Here is a 19,868-nt window from a genome sequence, read left to right on the forward strand (position 1 = left end):
CGATTTTTGAATTTCGAATATAAAAAGTACTTTTGCGCATGCAACACAACGTACTTATTTTAGATTTCGGATCGCAATATACTCAGCTTATTGCGCGTAGAGTTCGCGAATTAAATATATTCTGCGAAATTTTTCCTTACAATCACATTCCAAGTGATTTATCAAGTTATAAAGCCGTAATTTTAGGAGGAAGCCCTTTCTCTGTTAGAGGAGAAGATGCACCGCATCCTGATTTATCGCAAATTAGAGGTAAAATGCCTTTACTTGCTGTTTGTTACGGAGCACAATATTTAGCACACTTTAGTGGTGGAGAAGTTGCTGCTTCAAACACGAGAGAATACGGAAGAGCAAACTTGTCTTATATTAAAGAAGGTGAAACTTTCTTTGAAGGAGTTTCAGAAAATAGCCAAGTTTGGATGAGCCATAGCGATAGTATCAAAGCGCTTCCAACAAATGCTGTAAAGCTTGCAAGCACGCATGATGTAGAATATGCAGCTTACAAAATTGAAGGCGAAACTACTTATGCAATTCAATACCACCCAGAAGTTTACCATTCAACAGATGGAAAACAGATGTTGGAAAACTTCTTAGTAAAAATTGCTGAAGTTCCTCAAAACTTTACTCCAAATGCTTTCGTTGACGAAATGGTAGCAGAATTAAAAGAAAAATTAGGAAACGATAAAGTGGTTCTTGGTTTATCTGGAGGAGTAGATTCTACAGTAGCAGCAGTTTTATTAAACAAAGCAATAGGACAAAACTTATACTGTATCTTCGTTAACAATGGACTTTTACGTAAAAACGAATTCCAGAATGTATTAGATCAATACAAAGGAATGGGATTAAATGTAAAAGGAGTAGATGCTGGAGATCGTTTCCTTGGTGAATTAGCAGGAATTAGTGATCCAGAAACAAAACGTAAAACAATCGGTCGTGTATTTATCGAAGTTTTTGATGATGAATCGCACTTATTAGAAGACGTAAAATGGTTAGCTCAAGGAACAATTTACCCAGACGTTATCGAGTCTGTTTCGGTAAAAGGACCATCTGCAACTATTAAATCACACCACAACGTTGGTGGATTGCCAGATTATATGAAATTAAAAATTGTAGAACCGCTTAGAATGCTTTTCAAAGATGAAGTGAGAAGAGTAGGAGCTACATTAGGAATAGATCCTGAATTATTAGGAAGACACCCTTTCCCAGGACCAGGATTATCAATTAGAATTTTAGGAGATATTACTCCAGAGAAAGTTAGAATTTTACAAGATGTAGATTCTGTATTTATTGAAGGATTAAAATCTTGGGGATTATACGATAAAGTTTGGCAGGCTGGAGCAATTTTGCTTCCTGTAAACAGTGTTGGTGTTATGGGTGACGAGCGTACTTACGAAAAAGTAGTAGCGCTTAGAGCTGTAGAATCGACAGACGGTATGACTGCTGACTGGGTTCATTTACCTTACGATTTCTTGATGAAAGTGTCTAATGATATCATCAATAAAGTAAAAGGCGTGAATCGTGTAGTTTACGATATTAGTTCAAAACCACCTGCAACAATTGAGTGGGAATAGTAGTATAATTTAAAATTAAGGTCTTACATTTGTAAGGCCTTAATTTTTTATAACCTACTATTTATGAGAGAACTTTTAACAATTTCTCTTGTCTTTATTTTGTCTTTTAACAAAATAACTGCGCAAGATTCAATTATCGAGCACAAGATTCAAAAAGGTGAAACCGCTTATTTTATTGCCCAAAAGTATAAGGTTTCTATCGACGAGATTTACAAACTCAACCCCGAATCGCAAAACGGAATCAAAGACAATCAGGTTTTAAAGATTCCAATTCACCACTCAGAAAACACAACTTCAAAGCAGCAACCCCATATTGTTGCGCCAAAAGAAACATTGTTTGGTTTATCAAAACAATATCACGTTTCTGTAGAAGCTATTCAGAATGCCAATCAGGAAATTTTGGCCAACGGACTTCAGATAGGTCAAGAACTGATTATTCCTCAAAATTCGGATCATTCTTCAAAACAAGAAAATGTAGTTTCTTCCAAAACTACGCATCAAGTCATGGCTAAAGAATCTTTGTTCAGCATTGCCAGACAATACAATGTTTCGGTTCAGGACTTAGAAAACCTCAATAAAGACATTTTAATTAATGGATTACAGATTGGCCAGACCATTTCAATTCCGAACAAGAGAAAAACTTTAGACGGAAGGGTTCGTGTCATCAATCAGGAAACGGTTTTTCATGTGGTTGAACCAAAAGAAACCAAATTTTCAATTGCTAAAAAATACGGAATCTCAATTGATCAATTAGAATCTCAGAATCCTGAAATTGTAAACGGATTAATCGTTGGAAATAAATTAGCCATCAATACCGCAGCAATAAAACCAACAAATGAAAGCGAAGAATTAATGCTGGCTTTGGCGGAAAAACAGGTTGTAGTTGAAAAAACAAAAGCCAAAACAGTCGAAATTGAAGATTTAAAAGATCGTTTGGTTGTTCAGAAAGAAATGAATCAGAAAATTATAAAGATTAATGATTTGAAAGTGAATTTGAACGATATGAATGGTTCTAAAGAAAACTCGGTTGAAAAACTGCGTCTGGTTTTAGAAGCCAATAAAAATGTACAGGATGTTTTAATGGCAAAATTAGATTCACTTGTCAATTCAATGAATGATGATTTGAAAGAATTGAAGCGAATGGATATTTTGAATGTTGAAGAATCTAAAAGATTAGAAAAACAATCTTCTGAGGGAATTAATAAAACCAATGAATTATCATCTCAACTGAAAAAAGAGTTGGCAGAAAACAGAAAAGTTTATGCCGGATTGATGAATAAAGTAGAGAAAATTGCGGTTGAAGAAAATCAGGAGTATAAGAAGAAAATCCGCGAAAACGAGAAAAAGGCCAATACAGAACCTTTACAGCAACGCTTGTCTTTAGAGGAAATTAATCGCTATAAAGAAGACCAGAAAAAAGGAGATGAAAAGAATCAACTTTTGATTGCAAAAATTGATTCGCTTGATAATCAGAAAAAAATTGAAGTAAAAAGACACATCAGCAAAGCTTCCTATTACAGCATGGAAGCTCGAAAGTTTGATGATAAATTGGCTTTGGTGAAACTGAAAAAATATCAGGACGAAGCGGTCAAAAAACAGAAAAAGAATAATACTGTCGAAAATTCAAAAACAATTTCGCTGGAAGAAATGAAACAAGAATTGAAAGACAATCCGTTACGACCTGACAAAACAGTAAAAGTAGAAGTTTATGATAATCTTAGAGAAGTTTCGAATGGGTATTACTTAGTTTTGGGTATATTTACAGGCGCAGTTGACCGAGATAAGCTTATTATGAAACTCATTGATTCTGGTGATTTTAACGCTAGTTTCTTTTTCAATATTAACAGTCTTTCGTACTATGTTTACAGCGATAAATTCGAAAACATGGAAGAAGTGCTTTATAAATGCAAGAAAAAAGAAGAAGATGAGTTATATAAAGAAATTATAATTGCCAAAGTAGAAATCGATTTGAGATGATTTTTGAATGAAATAACAAACGGCTCGAATTTTGCTTTTGGATAAATCTGTGAGATATTTTTAAATTAGAAATTAAATTGTTTTAAGCCATATTATGAAATACTATTTAACATTATTGTCTCTTGTATTCTTTATCAGTTCAAGTGCTTTTTCTCAGGAAAAAGTGGTGAAATATAAAGTGTCAAGCGGTGAAACTATTAATCAGATTGCTCAAAAATTTAAGGTTACGCCTTATGATATTTATAAGCTGAATCCAGATGCCAGAACAGGATTAAGTCCAAATACAGTATTGTTGATTCCGACAACTGGAGAGGCAAAAAAAGAAGTTTCTGAAACTAAAACAGCTGTAGCTTCTGGAAAAGAAATTATTCATGAAGTACAGCCAAAAGAAACCTTTTACAGCATTGAGAAAAAATACGGAATCTCTGATGAAGCTTTAAAAGCCGCAAATCCGTTTTTAGAAAAAACAGGTGTTCAGATTGGACAGAAATTGGTTATTCCTGCAAAAGGATCTGCTCCAAAAACAGCTGCTAAACCTGCTAAAGAAAAAGGTGCTGAGAAATATGTGTATCATGATGTTCAGCCAAAAGAAACAAAATTTGGAATTGCAAAACAGTATGATATGACTGTTGACGAATTGGAAAAACGCAATCCGGATATTGTTAACAGTTTGCCAGTTGGCTATAGATTGACCATAAAAGGAACAGCTCCAAAGACTGAACATGTTGCAACAGAAACAGCAAAGCCTGCTGAAAATAAGAAACCAGCTGAATCTTCAAAAAAAGCGGTGACTTATATGGAGTATCAGGTAAAACCAAAAGAAACGTTTTATAGTTTAGGAAGAGTTTTTCATTTATCACAAGACGAATTAGTAGCATTAAATCCGTCACTTTCTGAAGGGGTAAAAGAAGGAATGGTTCTGAAAGTTCCTGCTGGATACATAGCTCCTGCACCAATTATAGCGGCTCAAGTTCCTACTGAAAAGCCAGCAGATTCTTCAGTAAACAAACCAGTAGAAAGTACTGGTGGCGGAATTAAGATTGTTGATAAAGTAAAATCAACGGAAAACGAAAATGTAGAAATTGTAGAATTAACCAAAAAAAGAGGTGTTAACGAGCGTAAAAAAGTAGTTTTATTGCTTCCTTTTAATATGGCAAAAGTGCAAAGTGACACATCTGGAAAAACTAATAGAATTAAAAACGACAAGTTCTTAAATATGACTTTAGATTTTTATTCTGGAGCTTTGATGGCGATTGATTCGGCAAAAACATTGAAGCTGCCAATTGATGTTGCGATTTATGATTCGCAAGAAACAAAAACAACTTCGAGCATTGTAAGTTTAGTTCCAAAACTTCAGGATGCAGATGCTGTAATTGGGCCGTTTTATCAGAATAATGCAGAAGTAGCAGCCAATATGCTTCGCTCTAGCAATGTGCCAGTTATTTCTCCTTTATCAAAAGATGGCGCAAATCCGATTGACAATTTGTACCAGACTGTACCTGCAAATGATATCATCAGAAATTCAGTTTTTGATTATATGCGTTCTAAAAATGGAAATATCATAGCGGTTGTTGATAAGAAAAAAGAGTCGGTTATTAATTATATCAAACAAAACCAAAAAGGAGTTGCGTTTGCATCTTTGACTGAAACTGGAGGTTTAGATGTGGCTAACTTAAAAAGCTTATTATTGCCAAACCGAATGAATTATGTTGTAATGGAAACAGGAAATACAGCAATGGTTAAAGCTACAATCAAAGCTTTGTTAGATTCTCAGAAAACATGTCAGGTTCAGTTGGTAATTTTGGAACCAAATAGCACATTAGATACTGATGAAATTAGTTTTGATAATTTGGTGAAACTGAAATTGATGTATCCTTCTGTTACTCGTGAAAACGACGAGCAGCCAGTTTTAATTTATGAAAAACAGTATCGTTTGAAAAATAAAGCTAATCCGACCACTTATGCAACTAGAGGTTTTGATGTAACGTTTGACACGATGATGCGTTTGATGCAAGGAAAAACATTTCAGGAAACAGCTGATTTGATGACGACTCAGCAAGTAGATAATAAATTTCAATATTATAGAAAAGAAGATGGCGGACACGCTAACAAAGGTGTTTACATCTTGTATTATGATACTGACTTAACTTTAAAAGTAGCAAATTAATGACATCAAAAGTAACCTATTTAGGAGATCTAAGAACAAGTTCAATCCATGTGCAGTCAGGAAGCGAAATCATTTCTGACGCACCAGTAGATAATAACGGAAAAGGAGAAGCATTTTCTCCAACAGATACTGTAGCAAACGCATTAGCAAGCTGTATGATGACGATTATGGGAATTAAAGCCCGTGATTTAGAAGTAGATTTTGTGGGTTCTACAGCAGAAGTAACTAAAATTATGAATGCAGAGCCAAGAAGAATTGGAGCAATCGAAATTGTGTTTCAAATGAAAAGCAATGCTGATGAAAAAAGCAAAACTATTTTGGAACGTGCAGCAATGACTTGCCCAGTATTTCTAAGTTTAAGCAGTGAAATAGAAAAGAAAATTACTTTCAACTGGAATTAGTTTTTTATCAAAAATAAAAGAAGCCATCTGAGAAAATCAGGTGGCTTTTTTGTTTTACGAATTGTCTAAAACAGACAAGAGAGCAACATCTACTTTGCCCTCTTGTCCCTTACTAACTAACCAATAATATTTTATTCTGAAAACTCTAATTTTTTAAGTTTGTTCCAGCCTCCACGAGTAAAATCTGGGATCTCAACGGGAGCAGAATTATTGTCAAGAGAAATCTCTGTTAATGGCCCTAAACAAGACCATTCCGCTAAATCGTAAACGTCCATATCAAGAGGAAGTCCTTTTTGCAGACAGTGAATTAAACGATAATCCATAATGAAATCCATTCCGCCGTGACCGCCTACTTTTTTGGCTTGTTCTTCAATTCCTTTTGCAATTGGATGTTTGTATTTTTCCATTAAAGCTTTTTTTACTTCTTCAGGAACAAAAGAGTGTGCACTCAATTTTTCGTGGTTTGGTTTTACATCATCACCTAACTCTTTTCCGTCAAGCGCATAACCTTCCAATGGATATTTGTTAGCAAATCCTTTTGTACCGCTCAACTGATACATTCTGCTATAGGGACGAGGAGAAGTAACATCGTGCTGAATGTGGATTGTTTTTCCGTTTTCAGTGCGAATCATTGTCATCGTGTGATCTCCGTTTCTAAAATCTTTAATTTCCTGTCCTGATTTTTCTTTAATGTAAGCAGGATTTCCAACGGCTTTTGTATCCATAGAAACCAAGAAATTCATTTTGTCACCACGGTGAATGTTTAATGCCTGGCACGCAGGCCCCATCCCGTGTGTCGCATAAACATCCCCGCGGTGTTTGATGTTGTAGTCCATTCTCCAGTTATTCCAGTATTCTCCCCAGAATGGCTGTAAACCGTGAATGTATGAACCTTCTGCATGTAGAATTTCTCCAAAAACGCCTTGCTGTGCCATGTTTAGAGTAGTCAATTCGAAGAAATCATAAACACAATTTTCCAATTGCATGCAGTGTTTTCTCGTTTTTTCCGAAGTATCAATCAGTTCCCAGATTTCTTTCATGGTTAAAGCGCCTGGAACTTCAATCGCAACGTGTTTTCCGTCTTTCATGGCTTGAACTCCAATAATAGCATGATGTTTCCAATCTGTAGCAATATATACCAAATCTACGTTTGGCAAGGCTGTAACTTTTCTCCAAGCATTTTCATCGCCATAGAATTCTTGCGCTTTTGGAAAACCAGCTTTCGTTAAAATTTCATTCGATTTTGAAGTATTTTCCTGAGTCATGTCGCACAACGCCACAATTTCTACACCGGGAATATGTGTCATACGTTCAACCGCGCCCGGACCGCGCATTCCCAGTCCGATAAAGGCAACACGAACCGTCGGAATTGGATCTGCAGCCATTCTTAATACGTCTTGCTGTCCTTTTGGGCGAGAAGGAGTTTTGGTCTTAATCATTTGTGCAGAAGCAATCGTCCATCCAAACAAAAGAAAAAGAACTATTGCCGATTTAAAAAATGTAGTTTTCATGAGTAAATTAATTTGTTTTTTGTTGATCAATACTTCGTCAATTATGGCAGAGTATTGAAATTTATTTCTGGTTTTTTATTGTTTAATGGTCTTGTAAATATTGTTTTTGGTGTTGTGAATGCGTCAAAGAAACCGCCATCTTTTAAGTAAAATGAATCATTTTCCAGTCCGCCCGCAAAGTCCATTCGATATCCTTTTGCTCCTGTATTGTCTGTTGTAAAACGAGCTGAATTAACTTCAGTCCAATTCCCCTTTTCATCGCAAACCCATTGACTGTTGAATAGAACTTTTCGTGATAAATTACCTTGTTCCGGAATGAAATTTTCTAAAAAGGAATGAAATCTTTTTAAATAAGTATGTGTTTGCGGACGATTAAAACTCGCAATCAACAACCATTTTTTTAATTCTGGCGCATAAAAATAAGCGGTATAAATTGTTGAATTATTGCTTTGAGGAGTTCCTCTTAATAAGAATTTATATGTTGTTTCAGCTTTCCAGTTGTATTTCAAATAACTTTGACCTCCTGAACCTTCACTTCCAAATTCGCCAGTGTGAACATCTTCTCCTTTTTTGAGCATTTTAATTCTTTGATTTTCAGGAATACTTTTGGGATCATCTGTTGTAAATGGACTCCAAACTGAAAATAGAATTCTTCTTTCTGACGCAGAGTTGACTTGAATTCCAAAGTAGCCTTCGCCAAAACCATTTGCCATAAAGTAAGAACCTATTTTATCTTCATTTTTAGGAACAGTAATTTCGTTGTAATACCATTCTGCATTGACATTTTCTGGAACCTGATAGTTCAAATGAACAGAAGGCCCGCGACGTCCCCAATGATAAAAGTTACCTTCATTGTTTGGCACATAAGATATTTTTCCATTAAAATCTTTGCTTGAAATTTCTAAACGATTTATAGAAGGAAAGCGATCACCAGTTTTACTGATTCCTTTTATCTTTAAAGCAACATAGCCTTCTTTTTTTATTGTCCAAGTTCCAATGGAAATAGCTTTTTTTGAAGAGCTGAACGCTACTTTTTTAGATTCGTTATTTATAGAAAATTCAACTTCTGATTTTCCAAAAACTTCAACAGATTCTTCAACCGTAAATTGAAAAATTCCAGGTTTTGAAATCTTAAAATATAAAGTGAAAAACTCATTAGGGTTTGTCCAATTTTCAATGCCATTATCTGTAATGGTATTGCTTCCGTCAATATGTTCAGAACTGAAGGCATTTCCTGCAAGCGGCAGTGAAATTTTTGTTTTTGGGTCTTCTATTGTGTTCCTTTCAACGAAAGAAGCATCTTTTATAGGAGAAAAAGAAATTAATGCCAAAGCAAGTAATAAGTATACAATTTTTTTCATTTGATTGATGAATTCGTTTCTTTTTTTGAATTGCCTCTGTAACAAATCGAATTAAAGAGGTTTTAAAAATCAAAAACGTATGTTTTAAATCTAATTATGTTTTTTAAATACTTTGTTTTTTTATGTTGTAATCTGTTAATGAGATAGTTGAGGTGTTGTGAGATGGCAAATAAAACAATGCTTGCTTTTAATTATTTAACGAAACTATTGAATATATTTTGATTAAACAAGAAAAAACATAAATATGTGCTCGAACACACTTATTATGTGTTCTCGAGCACATAAAAAAAAGGATCTTTACCAAGAGACTATAAAAAATGCATATTCTTTTTAAATTCGAAGTAGAATTTAATTTGGTTTTGCTATCTCAACACTTAATTCTGTATTCTTTAAGTTTAGCTCCGTTGGCTGCATTCCTGTCAGAAGAATATTTTTTCCTAATACATCTTTTTCAATTTTGTTTCCGCTAATTTCTACATTTTTGCAGGCCTCAATTCTAAAGTTGTATTTCTCTGGATACCAAGGAGTAAAAGCATAACTACGCTTGATCAAATTGTTTTTAAAACTTAATCCGTCTACAGAAACGGCGTAAAGAATAGGGTAGTCTGAAGGGTTAAAACTGTTATTTTCTATTTTTATATTTTTATGAAATGGCTGCAAAGCATTTGGTGCTGGAATTTCAGGATAAATGCTTATAATTGCTTCGCAAAATTGATAATAAGAGGAATTGCAAGGAAATCTAAATTCATTGTTTTTGATGGTAATATCTTTTACAGCACCGCTTTCGAACCAATAATTTGCATCTCCCGCTATAAGAATGGCCGAGCCACTGGTTTCGAAAATATTATTAGATATTACCACTTTTCCTGGAGTAGATATTAAATAACCACGCGCACGATTGCTGCCCACAAAGCAATTTGTAATTGTAGCATTTGGCGTCCAACTTAGATTTTCCAGAACAAAATTGGCATCTATATCGGTCGGAATTTTTTCTTTGAATCTGATAATAAAATGATCTACATCTAACGGTTCAAAACTTGAAACAATTCCGTAAGACATCGTGTTCATTTCTTTTTTCTGAATAAAGCCAACTTTATCTCCAGTCACAGCCCATAATAATCCGTGAGACATATTTTGTCCAAAGTTACATTTTACCGAATAGTCGTCTATTTTTTGCATTACCGGCACATAGGTTCCATGAATGTTAATAGGATCATCCATTAGGCCTTGTGCGTCACAATTGTCTATTATGATTTCGCCCTTGCATCCCATAAAATGCAAACCATCATCATGTCCGCTGAGATATCGATTTTTTTTAGGATTTGGAATCATATTTACTTTTCTCATCTCAATATTTTCGCAGTATTGAGATAGAATTCCTAATCCAGAAGTATGGTAAACATTAATATTCTCTAGTTTAGTGTTTTTGCTATGAAATAAAAACATTCCAGCGTGATCACGTTTTCCGTGTCTTAATATTACAAAGTTTCCAACGGCGGGTGTTTTGGTAAAATTTCCTTTCATTACTACCAATCCTGGTTTTACTTCGCTGTAAATTACATTCTTTAAATCTCCTTTTACACAACCATTATCACCGGTATTTGCTGGAATAATATGGTTTTTGTCAAATTCAATTAACCACGAACCTTCAGAGAGCGCCCAGTTTTCATTAGTATTTTCTCCTATAAAAGTCAAACCTTTTTCATGGATTTTGTAGGGAGATTGAGCTATATCAATTTTCATTAGAATGTGATTTTCATCTGCTTCAATAATTTCGGCTTCAGATGTTAGAGGAACATCCCAATCGATGTTTACATTTTTGATTGTGATGTTTTCTGCATTATCTAATGTAAAAGGCTGAATATGCTCATGGTACACAAAATCAGATTGCTGAGCATCAATCGTAATATTTTTTTTGTTTTTTATGAGAATGGCCAGTTTTCTGGTATCGGCATCATAAGTATTGCTCTCATAATAAGTTCTGTAATAATTGGCATCAGGATAGAAATCATAACGTCCTTTCTGAAAAATTATTTCTACAGATTCGCTTCCCAATCCTTCAATAAGCTGATTAACTTTTGCAGTTAAATTTTCTTTGGTATTAGCCATAATACCATAATCTTTTACGTTTATTTTTTTTACCTTATTTTGAGCAGTGCAAATGGTTAACAAAAAAAATGAGATGGATGTTAAAAAGAATTTTTGCATTTTTAGTTGAGATTTTTAGTTAAAAAAACAACCTCTCTAATGAACCAAATTAGAGAGGTTTTCAAAAACAAAAACAGACCTAAAGGATTCTTACTAATTATTTTTGACTACTAAATCTTTTCATTAATGGCGTTACATGTTTTTGGGTATCGTCATCTAATGAAGCTAATGCTTTATCTGCTTCGGCTGGCGCGTATTTTGTTAATCCTGATAATCCAGCTGCAATTACGTTGTATGATTGTTCTTTTATGCTTTCTTCCATTAAGCTTTTATAAGAAGCATCGCCTGTAGAAGCTAATTTTACAATAGCATTTGCTCTTGCAATAGTTTTTTTGTCGTTTTTAGCAATATCAAGAAGTGTTTTTAAAACCTGATCTTTGGTTTGTTTTTCATTTAAATCAATTGCTTTGATGCTCAATACTCTTAAATCTTCTTGTGGATCTTTTAAACCTTCCAGTAAAATAAGCTGTGATTCCTGACTTCTGTCTTTTGACGCAAATTTTATAGCTTCAATTCGGTTGTAATACGATGGCGCATTTTTATATTGATAAAGATAATCAGCAGCCGTTTTTTTATCTACATTAACTTCTCCAACTAAGATCTTATCTGGATCTAAATCTATAAATTCAGGTTTTGAAGAAATGTCAAAACTGAAGCTTTGCTGTCTTTTATTAATTAAAATATCCTTTCTGATTTTAGTTCCGTTTACGTAAAAATCAACTTTTAAAGGCAGTGTAAAGGTTTGCACCGAACTATCCTGAGATTGATTTATTGTAATGATAACTTTTCCATTGGCATATTTGTAAGTCACATCCAGAATCGGACTTCCAGCATTATAATACCATTGTTCAAAATAAGGCAACCAGTCTTTTCCAGTCACTTCTTCCATCGATAAACGCAATTGATGCGGTTCGCCAGATTTATAAGCATTTGTGGTTAAATAATGATTTAGTCCTTTAAAGAATGCTTCATCACCCATTTGATTTTTCATGGCATATAAAATAATCGAACCTTTAGAATAGCTGATATTATCAAACATATCGTCTGCATTTTTGTAATGAAAACGTGCTAAAATAGGACTGTCACCATTTTTTTGAGAACGCAAATAATTCTGCAATTTTTCATAACGCGATCTGTCTTCCGCATCTTGTCCGGCATCGTGCCCGTGCCAAAGCACTTCTCCAAAAGTGGCAAACGATTCATTCATGGTTAAGTTTGACCAAGATTCAGCCGTTACATAATCTCCAAACCATTGATGAAAAAGCTCGTGAGCAATGGTGCTTTCTTGATTATCATCTAATAATTCTCGTTCTGTTTTCTGAACATATTCACCATGAACGGTTGCTGATGTATTTTCCATTGCACCACCAAAATAATCTTTCACCACAATCTGCGCATATTTCGCCCAAGGATATTCTACGCCAAGCATTTTGCCGTAAAAATTCATCATATCTGGCGTTTTATAAAAAATCTGTTTGGCATACGGCGCATATTTTGGCTCTAAATAATAGCTGACTTCTTTACCTTTATAAGAATCTTTATAGATTTTAAAATCACCAACGGCCATCATAAACAAATAAGGCGCATTTGGCTGTTCCATTTTCCAGATATCCGTTCTTGTTCCGTCTTTATTTACTTTTTGCGAAGCCAATTTACCGTTTGAAAGTGTAGTATATTTAGCCTCAACAGTCATAGCAAGTTCAGAAGTTGTTTTCTGATTTGGTTTGTCAATTGTTGGGAACCAGCAAGACGAAGCTTCTGTTTCGCCTTGCGTCCATATTTGTATTGGTTTGTCTCCCTTTCCATCAGGATTAATAAAATACAATCCGTTTGAGTTGGTAATCGATTCGCCGGCTTTGCTTTTTAGTTCTGCTGGTTTGGCAGTGTAATTAATGAAAATCGTGTACTTTTCAGTTTTTTTGTATTTTCTGTTTAAAGCGATAGAAAGTTCCTCGTTATCGTATTTGTATTGTAACGGAATACTTTTTTTGCCGTCGATAATAGCAATTTCTTTAAAATCCATTCCTTTTGCATCTAGCTTAAGCGAATCAGTTTCGTAGAAATGCGGTTTTAAAGTAATCCATTCCTTTCCATACAAATAGCGTTTTCCATAATCGAAAGAAACTTCCAGTTTGGTATGAATTAAATCGTGTGTTTTTAAAGGAGTAGCGCGATAAATGGATAATTCATCAACCTTTTCTGCTTTGTTTTGTGCCTCAATTTTTGGACTCATCAAAACGACAAGACCCAAAAAAATATATTTTAAAAAATGGTTTTTCATTTTATTGTTTTTGAAAGTTCTTTACAATTTTTCAATAATTCTGACTTCGCCGTCTTTTTCATCTTCACTCAAAATATTCGATGATTTTTTGGTGTAAGACAATAAAGTCCACTGAATTATTTTATTAGTTGGATATAAATTGGCCTGAGTTTTAATCCATTTTTCAGCCTCTTGTGAGGAAGAAGTTTTCTCAATTGCCCAAGCCGAAACAAGATTGTTTGCCGGAAGGAAGTTCATAACCGTATTATCAACTACCGGTTTGAAAGCCACTATTTTATCTAAAGATTTAGAAGCCATTTCTTTATTTCCAAGACTGCTATAACATTGATGATCCAGCCAGTTTTCTAGTCTTTCATCTATGTTTTCGTCATACGGTTTTCCAACGCCTAAATTCTCTGGAAACAGTTTGGCATCGGCAATAAATTGTAACGCTTTTTTGTACTGCTTGTTTTTGATTTCTGCTAAAGCCTGCATCAATTTAGCTTCATGATACAATTGTCTTCCTGCTGTTGCACCTTCAAACGGAAGAATTTGCAATTTGGTTAAGAACGAATCGGCTTCACGGTATTTTTTATTTAGCAATAAAGTTTTAGCGTAAAGCATTCCAATCAAATAATTGTCTTGATGTTTTTTATAGAAAGATTCAGCCGTTGTAAGCGCTTTATCAAATTGTTTTTGAGCGATGTAATGTTCTGCCAGCATTTTATGGTATCTCCAGCCTTGCGGATCCAATTTTATTGCCTGCTGAAGACTTACCAATACTATTGAAGCATCGTCTTTGAATAAAGAAGCTTTAGCTCCATAAAACGCAGGATCATTTGGTTTTGAACCGCATTCTGAAAACAATCTTTTAGCTTCTGAAATGCTGTTACGATTCCATTCAATTAAACCTAAATGATATTTTAATTGGTATTGATCATTCGTTTTAATTAATGATTTCAAAATTTCAGCAGTTTCATTTCTGAAAGGAAAACTTGTTCCAGGTTTGATTTTGCTTACATCAACCGATTTATTTTCTAAAAAGGCTTTCCAATAGATAATTTCAGCACTAGGTTCTGCAATAGAAAACACTTTAAGAGCATCTTCTTTTCGACTGATATTATTATACCAGATTCCTAATTCAAGAAAAGTCTGTTCTGGCATTTCGTTTTGAATAGCAGAAGTAAAGGCATTTTTAGAATCGTTTGAATTGTTCCAAAGATATTTTTCAAAATCAGCGAAATGATTCAGCGGATCTAATTTTGTAATGGTTTTTAAAACCGAATTTGCTTTATCGGAATTATTCTGTAGACGATATAAAACCGCTAAAACCTGTAAACCTTCTACATTGTATTGATTATAGATTAAGCTTTTTTCAGCATATTCAACCGCTTTTGAAAGATCGTTTTCTGCTAAATAAATTTTGCTTAAAGCGGTGTAAGCAGGACTGCGAAATTCAACGCTTGCAGCCGCAATATCAAAACCATCTTTTGCATCGGTATTATTTCCTAAATGGAAATTAGCCAAAGCATAAAAATAATTGGCAGAAGGATCGTACGTATCAATTGACAAAGCTTTGCTTGCTGTATTTACAGCAGCTTTGTAATCTAATTTTCTGATTTGCAAAGAAGCTAATGCGGAAAGAGCAGGAGCGTAGTTAGCATCTAATTTTAAACAGGCATTTAGTTTTTCTTCGGCAAGTACATAATCTTTAAAACTGATGTAATTTTTCCCCTGCAAATACAATCCGTAAATCGAATTATGGTCAAAATCTTTTGGAATTTCGACAGGACGATTAATATTTCCGTCTTCAGGAGCAGAATTCCAAACGAGTTTATTTCCGCCTAAAACAAATTTCAATTTATTAGAATCGACTTTTACCTGAATTGAATCTTTGAAAGTTTGCATGGTATTCAAAGCAATATCTTTAGAATACACTTTTTTATCGTTTTCAAAAACTTCAATTTTTTCATTTAATTTTTGAAGCGGAGAAAAATAGATTTTTAGCCAGCCGTTTTCGTTTTTAATATTAACAGAACCATAATTATTCGCTTTTACAAAACCTTTCGTCTGCTTTACAGGAAACCAATATTCGGTCCAAGTATCCGTTTGATAAGGCGCAAATGAGCGCTGTTTGAAAGGTGTAAGATTACTTCCTTCGCTCGCTTGATTAAACAGTCTTCCGCTTTGCACTTCTACATATTGTCCGTCGGTATCGGTTAATAATTTTTCCCAAATCATTCCTTGCTGAGACAATCCCCAAATCCATATTTTTTTGCCCGGTTTATCATCGTGATTGCCGTATCTTCCCATTCCGAAATCTTCGTCATGATAATATCCTCCAAAGAAATCATCATATTTCCCGAATACGTGATACGATTTGTAACCGCCAAAATTGTTGTTTTTGTAGAATGATAAATCTTTACCGTTTTCTTTGTCAATTGGCCACGAATTGTATTCTCCGTTATGACCAATGTAAGTCTGTCCTGGGTAAATAAACTGCAGATTTTCGGCTGCTTTTATTCCCGTATTCATCCAAGTATAATAAGGCTGTTCAAATTCGGTTGTGTTTGACCAAAACGAATTTGTGGTAAAATAGGCTTTGTCTTTTGGCAGATTGATGTCTAATTTCCAAGAAGTTCTTGTCAATAAATCTAAAACTCCAATGACACAGCTAATGCTTCCGTCTTCTCGATTTATGATTTTATAATCGACAGGAGTAGCGCAGTTTGGCGTGTGGCCGATAATTCCGTAATTGCCTTCAACACCGCCGCTTGTCCACGGTCCGCGCATGGCAATGTCTCTAAATTTTACCACATGATTATTGTAAACAATATCTTTTCCTGTAGATTTTTCTATAGCCGACCAGACTTTTCCGCCAATTTCTGGTAGAATCATCAGTTTGATATAATCGTTTTCAATTTCGATTACTTTCCATTCTTTCTGAATCGGTTTATCGGTAAAACCATCAAAACGGAAATACGGATAAAACTTGGTATCTGGTTTCGGAATCGGATCAGGATCTGAGAACGGATATGTGGTAAATACTTTTTTGTATTCTTTTATAGTGGGGTTGTTTTGTGCAGTGACAAAAAGGCTTCCAAGGAGTAAAAAGGATAGTAATGGTCTAAATTTCATGATGGAGAGCTTGGTTATTTGTGGTTATTTTTTTGCCACAGATTAAATATATTTCAATGATTTAATAGGCATTAATTGGTGTTAAAGTGCCGTTAGGCACTATATATTGGTAGAAAAACATGAGTCGGAATAGATTTAGCGTGCCGTAGGTACGCAACAAAACGATAATTATTGCGTACCTACGGCACGCTTGATATACTCTAAACATATATTTTCTACCAATATATAGTGCCTAATGGCACAAAAATCTTGAATCAGATTATTACTTCACAATCAACAACCATCCTTTTCCTTTAGGAACAGTTATTTCGTCTTTTGTTGTGAATGTTTTTGCAGACTGGAAATTGGTAACTTCTGGAGCCGTAATAGTTGCTTTTGCAGCATTGATTCCTAGTTTTTTCCAGTCGATGTTTAGTTTCACATTTACATCAGCATCTGCCCAGCTTGCGATTGAAATTAAAGCTGTTCCATTCTTTTTGTAAACTGTTGCCAGAACTTTGTCGTTGTTTGTTTTTATAGGACAGTTTTCGCTCCAGTATCCAATCATTTCAGAACCTTTAATTCCGAAAGAATCCCAAACTTTCCAGATGTTTCTTGGGTCAGCACCGTCGCTCCAAGGCAATCTGTTTGTCATTCCATAAACCATTCCTCTCCACGGATTTCCACCATCTTGAAGCATTTCTCCCATTAATCCAAACGGAATTCCGCTTACTTCAGTCAAGAAAAAGTCAGGCTGATTTTTTTCGTAATCAAAGTATTCTCCAAACCATAATTTGTTGATGTACGGAAAGTGCTCCATATATAAGTTGGCACTGTTGTTAAAACCGTCACTTTTGTTGTATTGGTTCGCACTATGCAAATCGATAATTCCAGGATGTCCGTCTTTCGTCAAAACTCTTTTGATACGTTTCATTGTGATTCTGTCAAAAGCAACGTCGTCTAGATAAATTCCGTCGATACCAACGTTTTGAGTTAGCCAGTTCATACCTTCAACATAGTAATTGTGCCAACGATTCATACCGCTGTTTACAATTGCAGCATCTTTAATTTCAGGAACAAACCAAGCTGCGATATAATCGTCGCCAACATGTTCTTGCAACCAAGAGAATCCGCCGCCTTTTCCTGGAGAATAGATTTCGTGACCTAAACTTCTAAGAGCGAAAGTCTCATAAGCCTTGTTAGAAACCTCTCTAACTGTATTGTAGATTTTTACTTTTAATCCTTTTTCATGCGCTTCATCGATATAGGTTTTCATCTTTTTAAATTCGATAAAAGGATAATTGATATACGGATTGATCGCATTTGCGTGATGAATATTGATTACCGTTGCGCCAGTTTTAGCAATAGAATCGATTGGGCTGTATCTGTGGTAAAACTTTGTATCCCATTGAAAATCTGTGTTAATTGTATGGAAAGGGGTAATTAACAAATTGAAATTATAGTATAACACTTCTCCTTTTTTCATTGTTCTAGCACCGCTGTAGGCGTTTACTAAAACTGACTTTTGGTTAGGTGTAATTGTAATTCCCCCTTTATTTTCGTTACCCCAAGAAGTTGGCAATAACAAAGGTTTTTGTAAATAGAAATTCGTGTTTAATGGACGGCTGTATTTTTCGTCTCTCAAAGAAAATTGCAATCCAGAGTTTACAGCACCAATCCAAGCGCCGTCTTGGTTTTTATGTGCTACATCCCATTTCCAGTCGAAAGTTGCAGGGCGATCTCCACCTTTTTGACCTAATCCCATCATGTATTTTGCAGATGTTGGCTGCATTGGCATTTGGAAATTAATGTCATTAAAGGCAACATCTTCAAGAGCTGTAACTTTCACGATATAATGTACGAAACCATCAAATTCAACAGAAGCATTTACATCCATTTGAACTGATTTTGAAGTTGAAGTGCTTTCCCAAGAAACCGTTCCAGCTTCTTTTTTGGTGAATTTTACACCGCTGTTTTTCCATTGCACTTCTTTTCCTGATGCATCAACAAAATGAAAATCGATTGGTGAGCTTAAAACATCATTTGCTTTTGTTGTTACAGAAGTCATTTCTGGAGTAAAGAAAGTCTGAATTTGCGCAGGGAATCCGTTTGGAGCTACAATCAGTTTTCTTCCTAATAATGAAATTTCAGAATTGTTTACTGTTAATGGAGTGTAAGGAGCAATAACTGTATTTTCCTGAGCTAAAGTTGAGTTTAACCATTTTAGACGAGTCATTTTTTCTGGACTGTCGATGCCTCCGTTTTTCGTTACTTGGTTAGAAACCGTAATTTGTAGATTGATTTCTTTTGATTTTCCGTCAGCAATTACAGTTGCTTTTCCGTTGTAAGTTCCAGCAGCAGCGGTTTGCGGAACATCGATACCGCACCACATTGCCTGAATTTTTCCTTTTGAAACAGAAACAGTATTGGTGAAAGGATTACCGTCATATTTCGTTCCGTCAGTGTTGATACAGCTGATATCTTTCGCTTCGATTGTTGCGCCAGTTGTACTTACTAAATTGGTAAAAGTTACTTTTATGTTTTTTAAATCTTCAAGAGCATAAACGCCTAATTGAAAAGCTAAATATTCACCTTTCATTGCTGTATCAGAAAAACTGTTTTGAACACCTTTCTGAATCCATCTTTGTGGCAAATCTGATTTTAATTTGATCGAATGTTCTCTGTCTTCTGGGAAAACTAAAAATGAATTCCCGCTATTTTTTGCTACAAGAGCCGAAGTTTCAGCAGCTGTTGCAATTACTTCCATTGGGTAAAAGCTGTTGAAAGCATTTACACTCTGAATTTCTGTTACAGCCGCATTGTCTTTTAAGTTTGTCTTTACATTAGTAAGCCATTTAGCATCGGCTTTGTTTTCTGGTTTCTGATAAATTCCTTTAGGGTAATTAGCCGTTCCTTCGTCTACATAAGGCATATAATAAACGTAGTATGTTCCTTTTCCTGAAATAGGTTCAAAGAAAATAGTTCCGTTTTCTCTATTGATATTTTCGGTTTTTATGTTCTGAATTTCTTTTCCAGACGCATCTTGAACGATAATTTTTTTAAGTTCTGGATTCGTGTCTCTTCTTCGCCATTCGATTGTTGTTTTAGCAACATTTCCTGAACCAGAAAAAGCAACTACAGCACGGTGATTTCCTAATTGATTCGGATTCCAGCTGTCATTTCCGTCTGAATATTTTATTTGTGCAGTTAGCGGAATACTGATTGCGAAAAGACACATTATCATTATTCTGCTTAAAAGCGTTGTGTTGTTTAGGTTTAGTTTCATTGTATTGTATAA

At 34.7% G+C, this 19,868-nt stretch carries 10 protein-coding genes; 4 read left to right on the top strand and 6 right to left on the bottom strand.

Going from position 1 to position 19,868, the window contains the following annotated elements:
• Positions 1 to 38 precede the first annotated feature (38 nt).
• The 4 genes from guaA (at position 39) to PQ463_RS01430 (ending at position 6,113) form a co-directional block, all read left to right on the top strand.
• The gene (gene guaA / locus PQ463_RS01415; RefSeq protein ID WP_026729125.1) at positions 39 to 1,568 is read left to right on the top strand and encodes a glutamine-hydrolyzing GMP synthase; all 1,530 of its coding nucleotides are present in this window, start codon (positions 39 to 41) and stop codon (positions 1,566 to 1,568) included.
• A 63-nt stretch (positions 1,569 to 1,631) separates the two neighbouring features.
• A complete protein-coding gene (locus PQ463_RS01420; protein ID WP_274255962.1) occupies positions 1,632 to 3,545 on the top strand; it encodes a LysM peptidoglycan-binding domain-containing protein in 1,914 nt (637 codons plus the stop codon).
• A gap of 94 nt (positions 3,546 to 3,639) precedes the next feature.
• On the top strand, positions 3,640 to 5,712 hold the full coding sequence (locus tag PQ463_RS01425) for a PBP1 and LysM peptidoglycan-binding domain-containing protein (RefSeq protein WP_274255963.1): 2,073 nt from the start codon (positions 3,640 to 3,642) through the stop codon (positions 5,710 to 5,712).
• Complete coding sequence (locus tag PQ463_RS01430; protein WP_111378679.1) at positions 5,712 to 6,113, top strand: OsmC family protein; 402 nt, start codon at positions 5,712 to 5,714, stop codon at positions 6,111 to 6,113. Before PQ463_RS01425 ends, PQ463_RS01430 begins: the two co-directional genes overlap by 1 nt.
• A gap of 131 nt (positions 6,114 to 6,244) precedes the next feature.
• On the opposite strand, the gene PQ463_RS01435 is transcribed toward PQ463_RS01430, so the two are convergent.
• The 6 genes from PQ463_RS01435 to PQ463_RS01460 form a co-directional block, all read right to left on the bottom strand.
• Entirely contained in the window at positions 6,245 to 7,624 is a 1,380-nt protein-coding gene (locus tag PQ463_RS01435) for a Gfo/Idh/MocA family protein (RefSeq protein WP_274255964.1), read from the bottom strand.
• A gap of 41 nt (positions 7,625 to 7,665) precedes the next feature.
• A complete protein-coding gene (locus PQ463_RS01440) occupies positions 7,666 to 8,985 on the bottom strand; it encodes a DUF3472 domain-containing protein (RefSeq protein ID WP_274255965.1) in 1,320 nt (439 codons plus the stop codon).
• Positions 8,986 to 9,333: 348 nt separating this feature from the next.
• On the bottom strand, positions 9,334 to 11,094 hold the full coding sequence (locus PQ463_RS01445) for an alpha-1,3-galactosidase-related protein (protein WP_274255966.1): 1,761 nt from the start codon (positions 11,092 to 11,094) through the stop codon (positions 9,334 to 9,336).
• A 196-nt stretch (positions 11,095 to 11,290) separates the two neighbouring features.
• Entirely contained in the window at positions 11,291 to 13,474 is a 2,184-nt protein-coding gene (locus tag PQ463_RS01450; protein WP_274255967.1) for a M1 family metallopeptidase, read from the bottom strand.
• A 21-nt stretch (positions 13,475 to 13,495) separates the two neighbouring features.
• Positions 13,496 to 16,591 carry a DUF5107 domain-containing protein gene (locus tag PQ463_RS01455; RefSeq protein ID WP_274255968.1) on the bottom strand — a complete coding sequence of 1,032 codons (3,096 nt, stop codon included), beginning with the start codon at positions 16,589 to 16,591 and terminating at the stop codon, positions 13,496 to 13,498.
• 262 nt (positions 16,592 to 16,853) lie between these two features.
• Positions 16,854 to 19,856 (bottom strand): glycoside hydrolase domain-containing protein, encoded by a 3,003-nt coding sequence (locus tag PQ463_RS01460; protein ID WP_274255969.1) that lies wholly within the window; start codon positions 19,854 to 19,856, stop codon positions 16,854 to 16,856.
• Between the last annotated feature and the right edge of the window lie 12 nt (positions 19,857 to 19,868).

The organism is Flavobacterium sp. KACC 22763 (assembly GCF_028736155.1).
In the GTDB taxonomy this organism is placed as follows: domain Bacteria; phylum Bacteroidota; class Bacteroidia; order Flavobacteriales; family Flavobacteriaceae; genus Flavobacterium.

Excerpts from the sequence above, each read along its gene's own strand:
- guaA (WP_026729125.1), top strand. The coding sequence starts at position 39 with ATGCAACACAACGTACTTATTTTAGATTTCGGATCGCAATATACTCAG.
- PQ463_RS01420 (WP_274255962.1), top strand. The coding sequence starts at position 1,632 with ATGAGAGAACTTTTAACAATTTCTCTTGTCTTTATTTTGTCTTTTAAC.
- PQ463_RS01425 (WP_274255963.1), top strand. The coding sequence starts at position 3,640 with ATGAAATACTATTTAACATTATTGTCTCTTGTATTCTTTATCAGTTCA.
- PQ463_RS01430 (WP_111378679.1), top strand. The coding sequence starts at position 5,712 with ATGACATCAAAAGTAACCTATTTAGGAGATCTAAGAACAAGTTCAATC.
- PQ463_RS01435 (WP_274255964.1), bottom strand. The coding sequence starts at position 7,624 with ATGAAAACTACATTTTTTAAATCGGCAATAGTTCTTTTTCTTTTGTTT.
- PQ463_RS01440 (WP_274255965.1), bottom strand. The coding sequence starts at position 8,985 with ATGAAAAAAATTGTATACTTATTACTTGCTTTGGCATTAATTTCTTTT.
- PQ463_RS01445 (WP_274255966.1), bottom strand. The coding sequence starts at position 11,094 with ATGGCTAATACCAAAGAAAATTTAACTGCAAAAGTTAATCAGCTTATT.
- PQ463_RS01450 (WP_274255967.1), bottom strand. The coding sequence starts at position 13,474 with ATGAAAAACCATTTTTTAAAATATATTTTTTTGGGTCTTGTCGTTTTG.
- PQ463_RS01455 (WP_274255968.1), bottom strand. The coding sequence starts at position 16,591 with ATGAAATTTAGACCATTACTATCCTTTTTACTCCTTGGAAGCCTTTTT.
- PQ463_RS01460 (WP_274255969.1), bottom strand. The coding sequence starts at position 19,856 with ATGAAACTAAACCTAAACAACACAACGCTTTTAAGCAGAATAATGATA.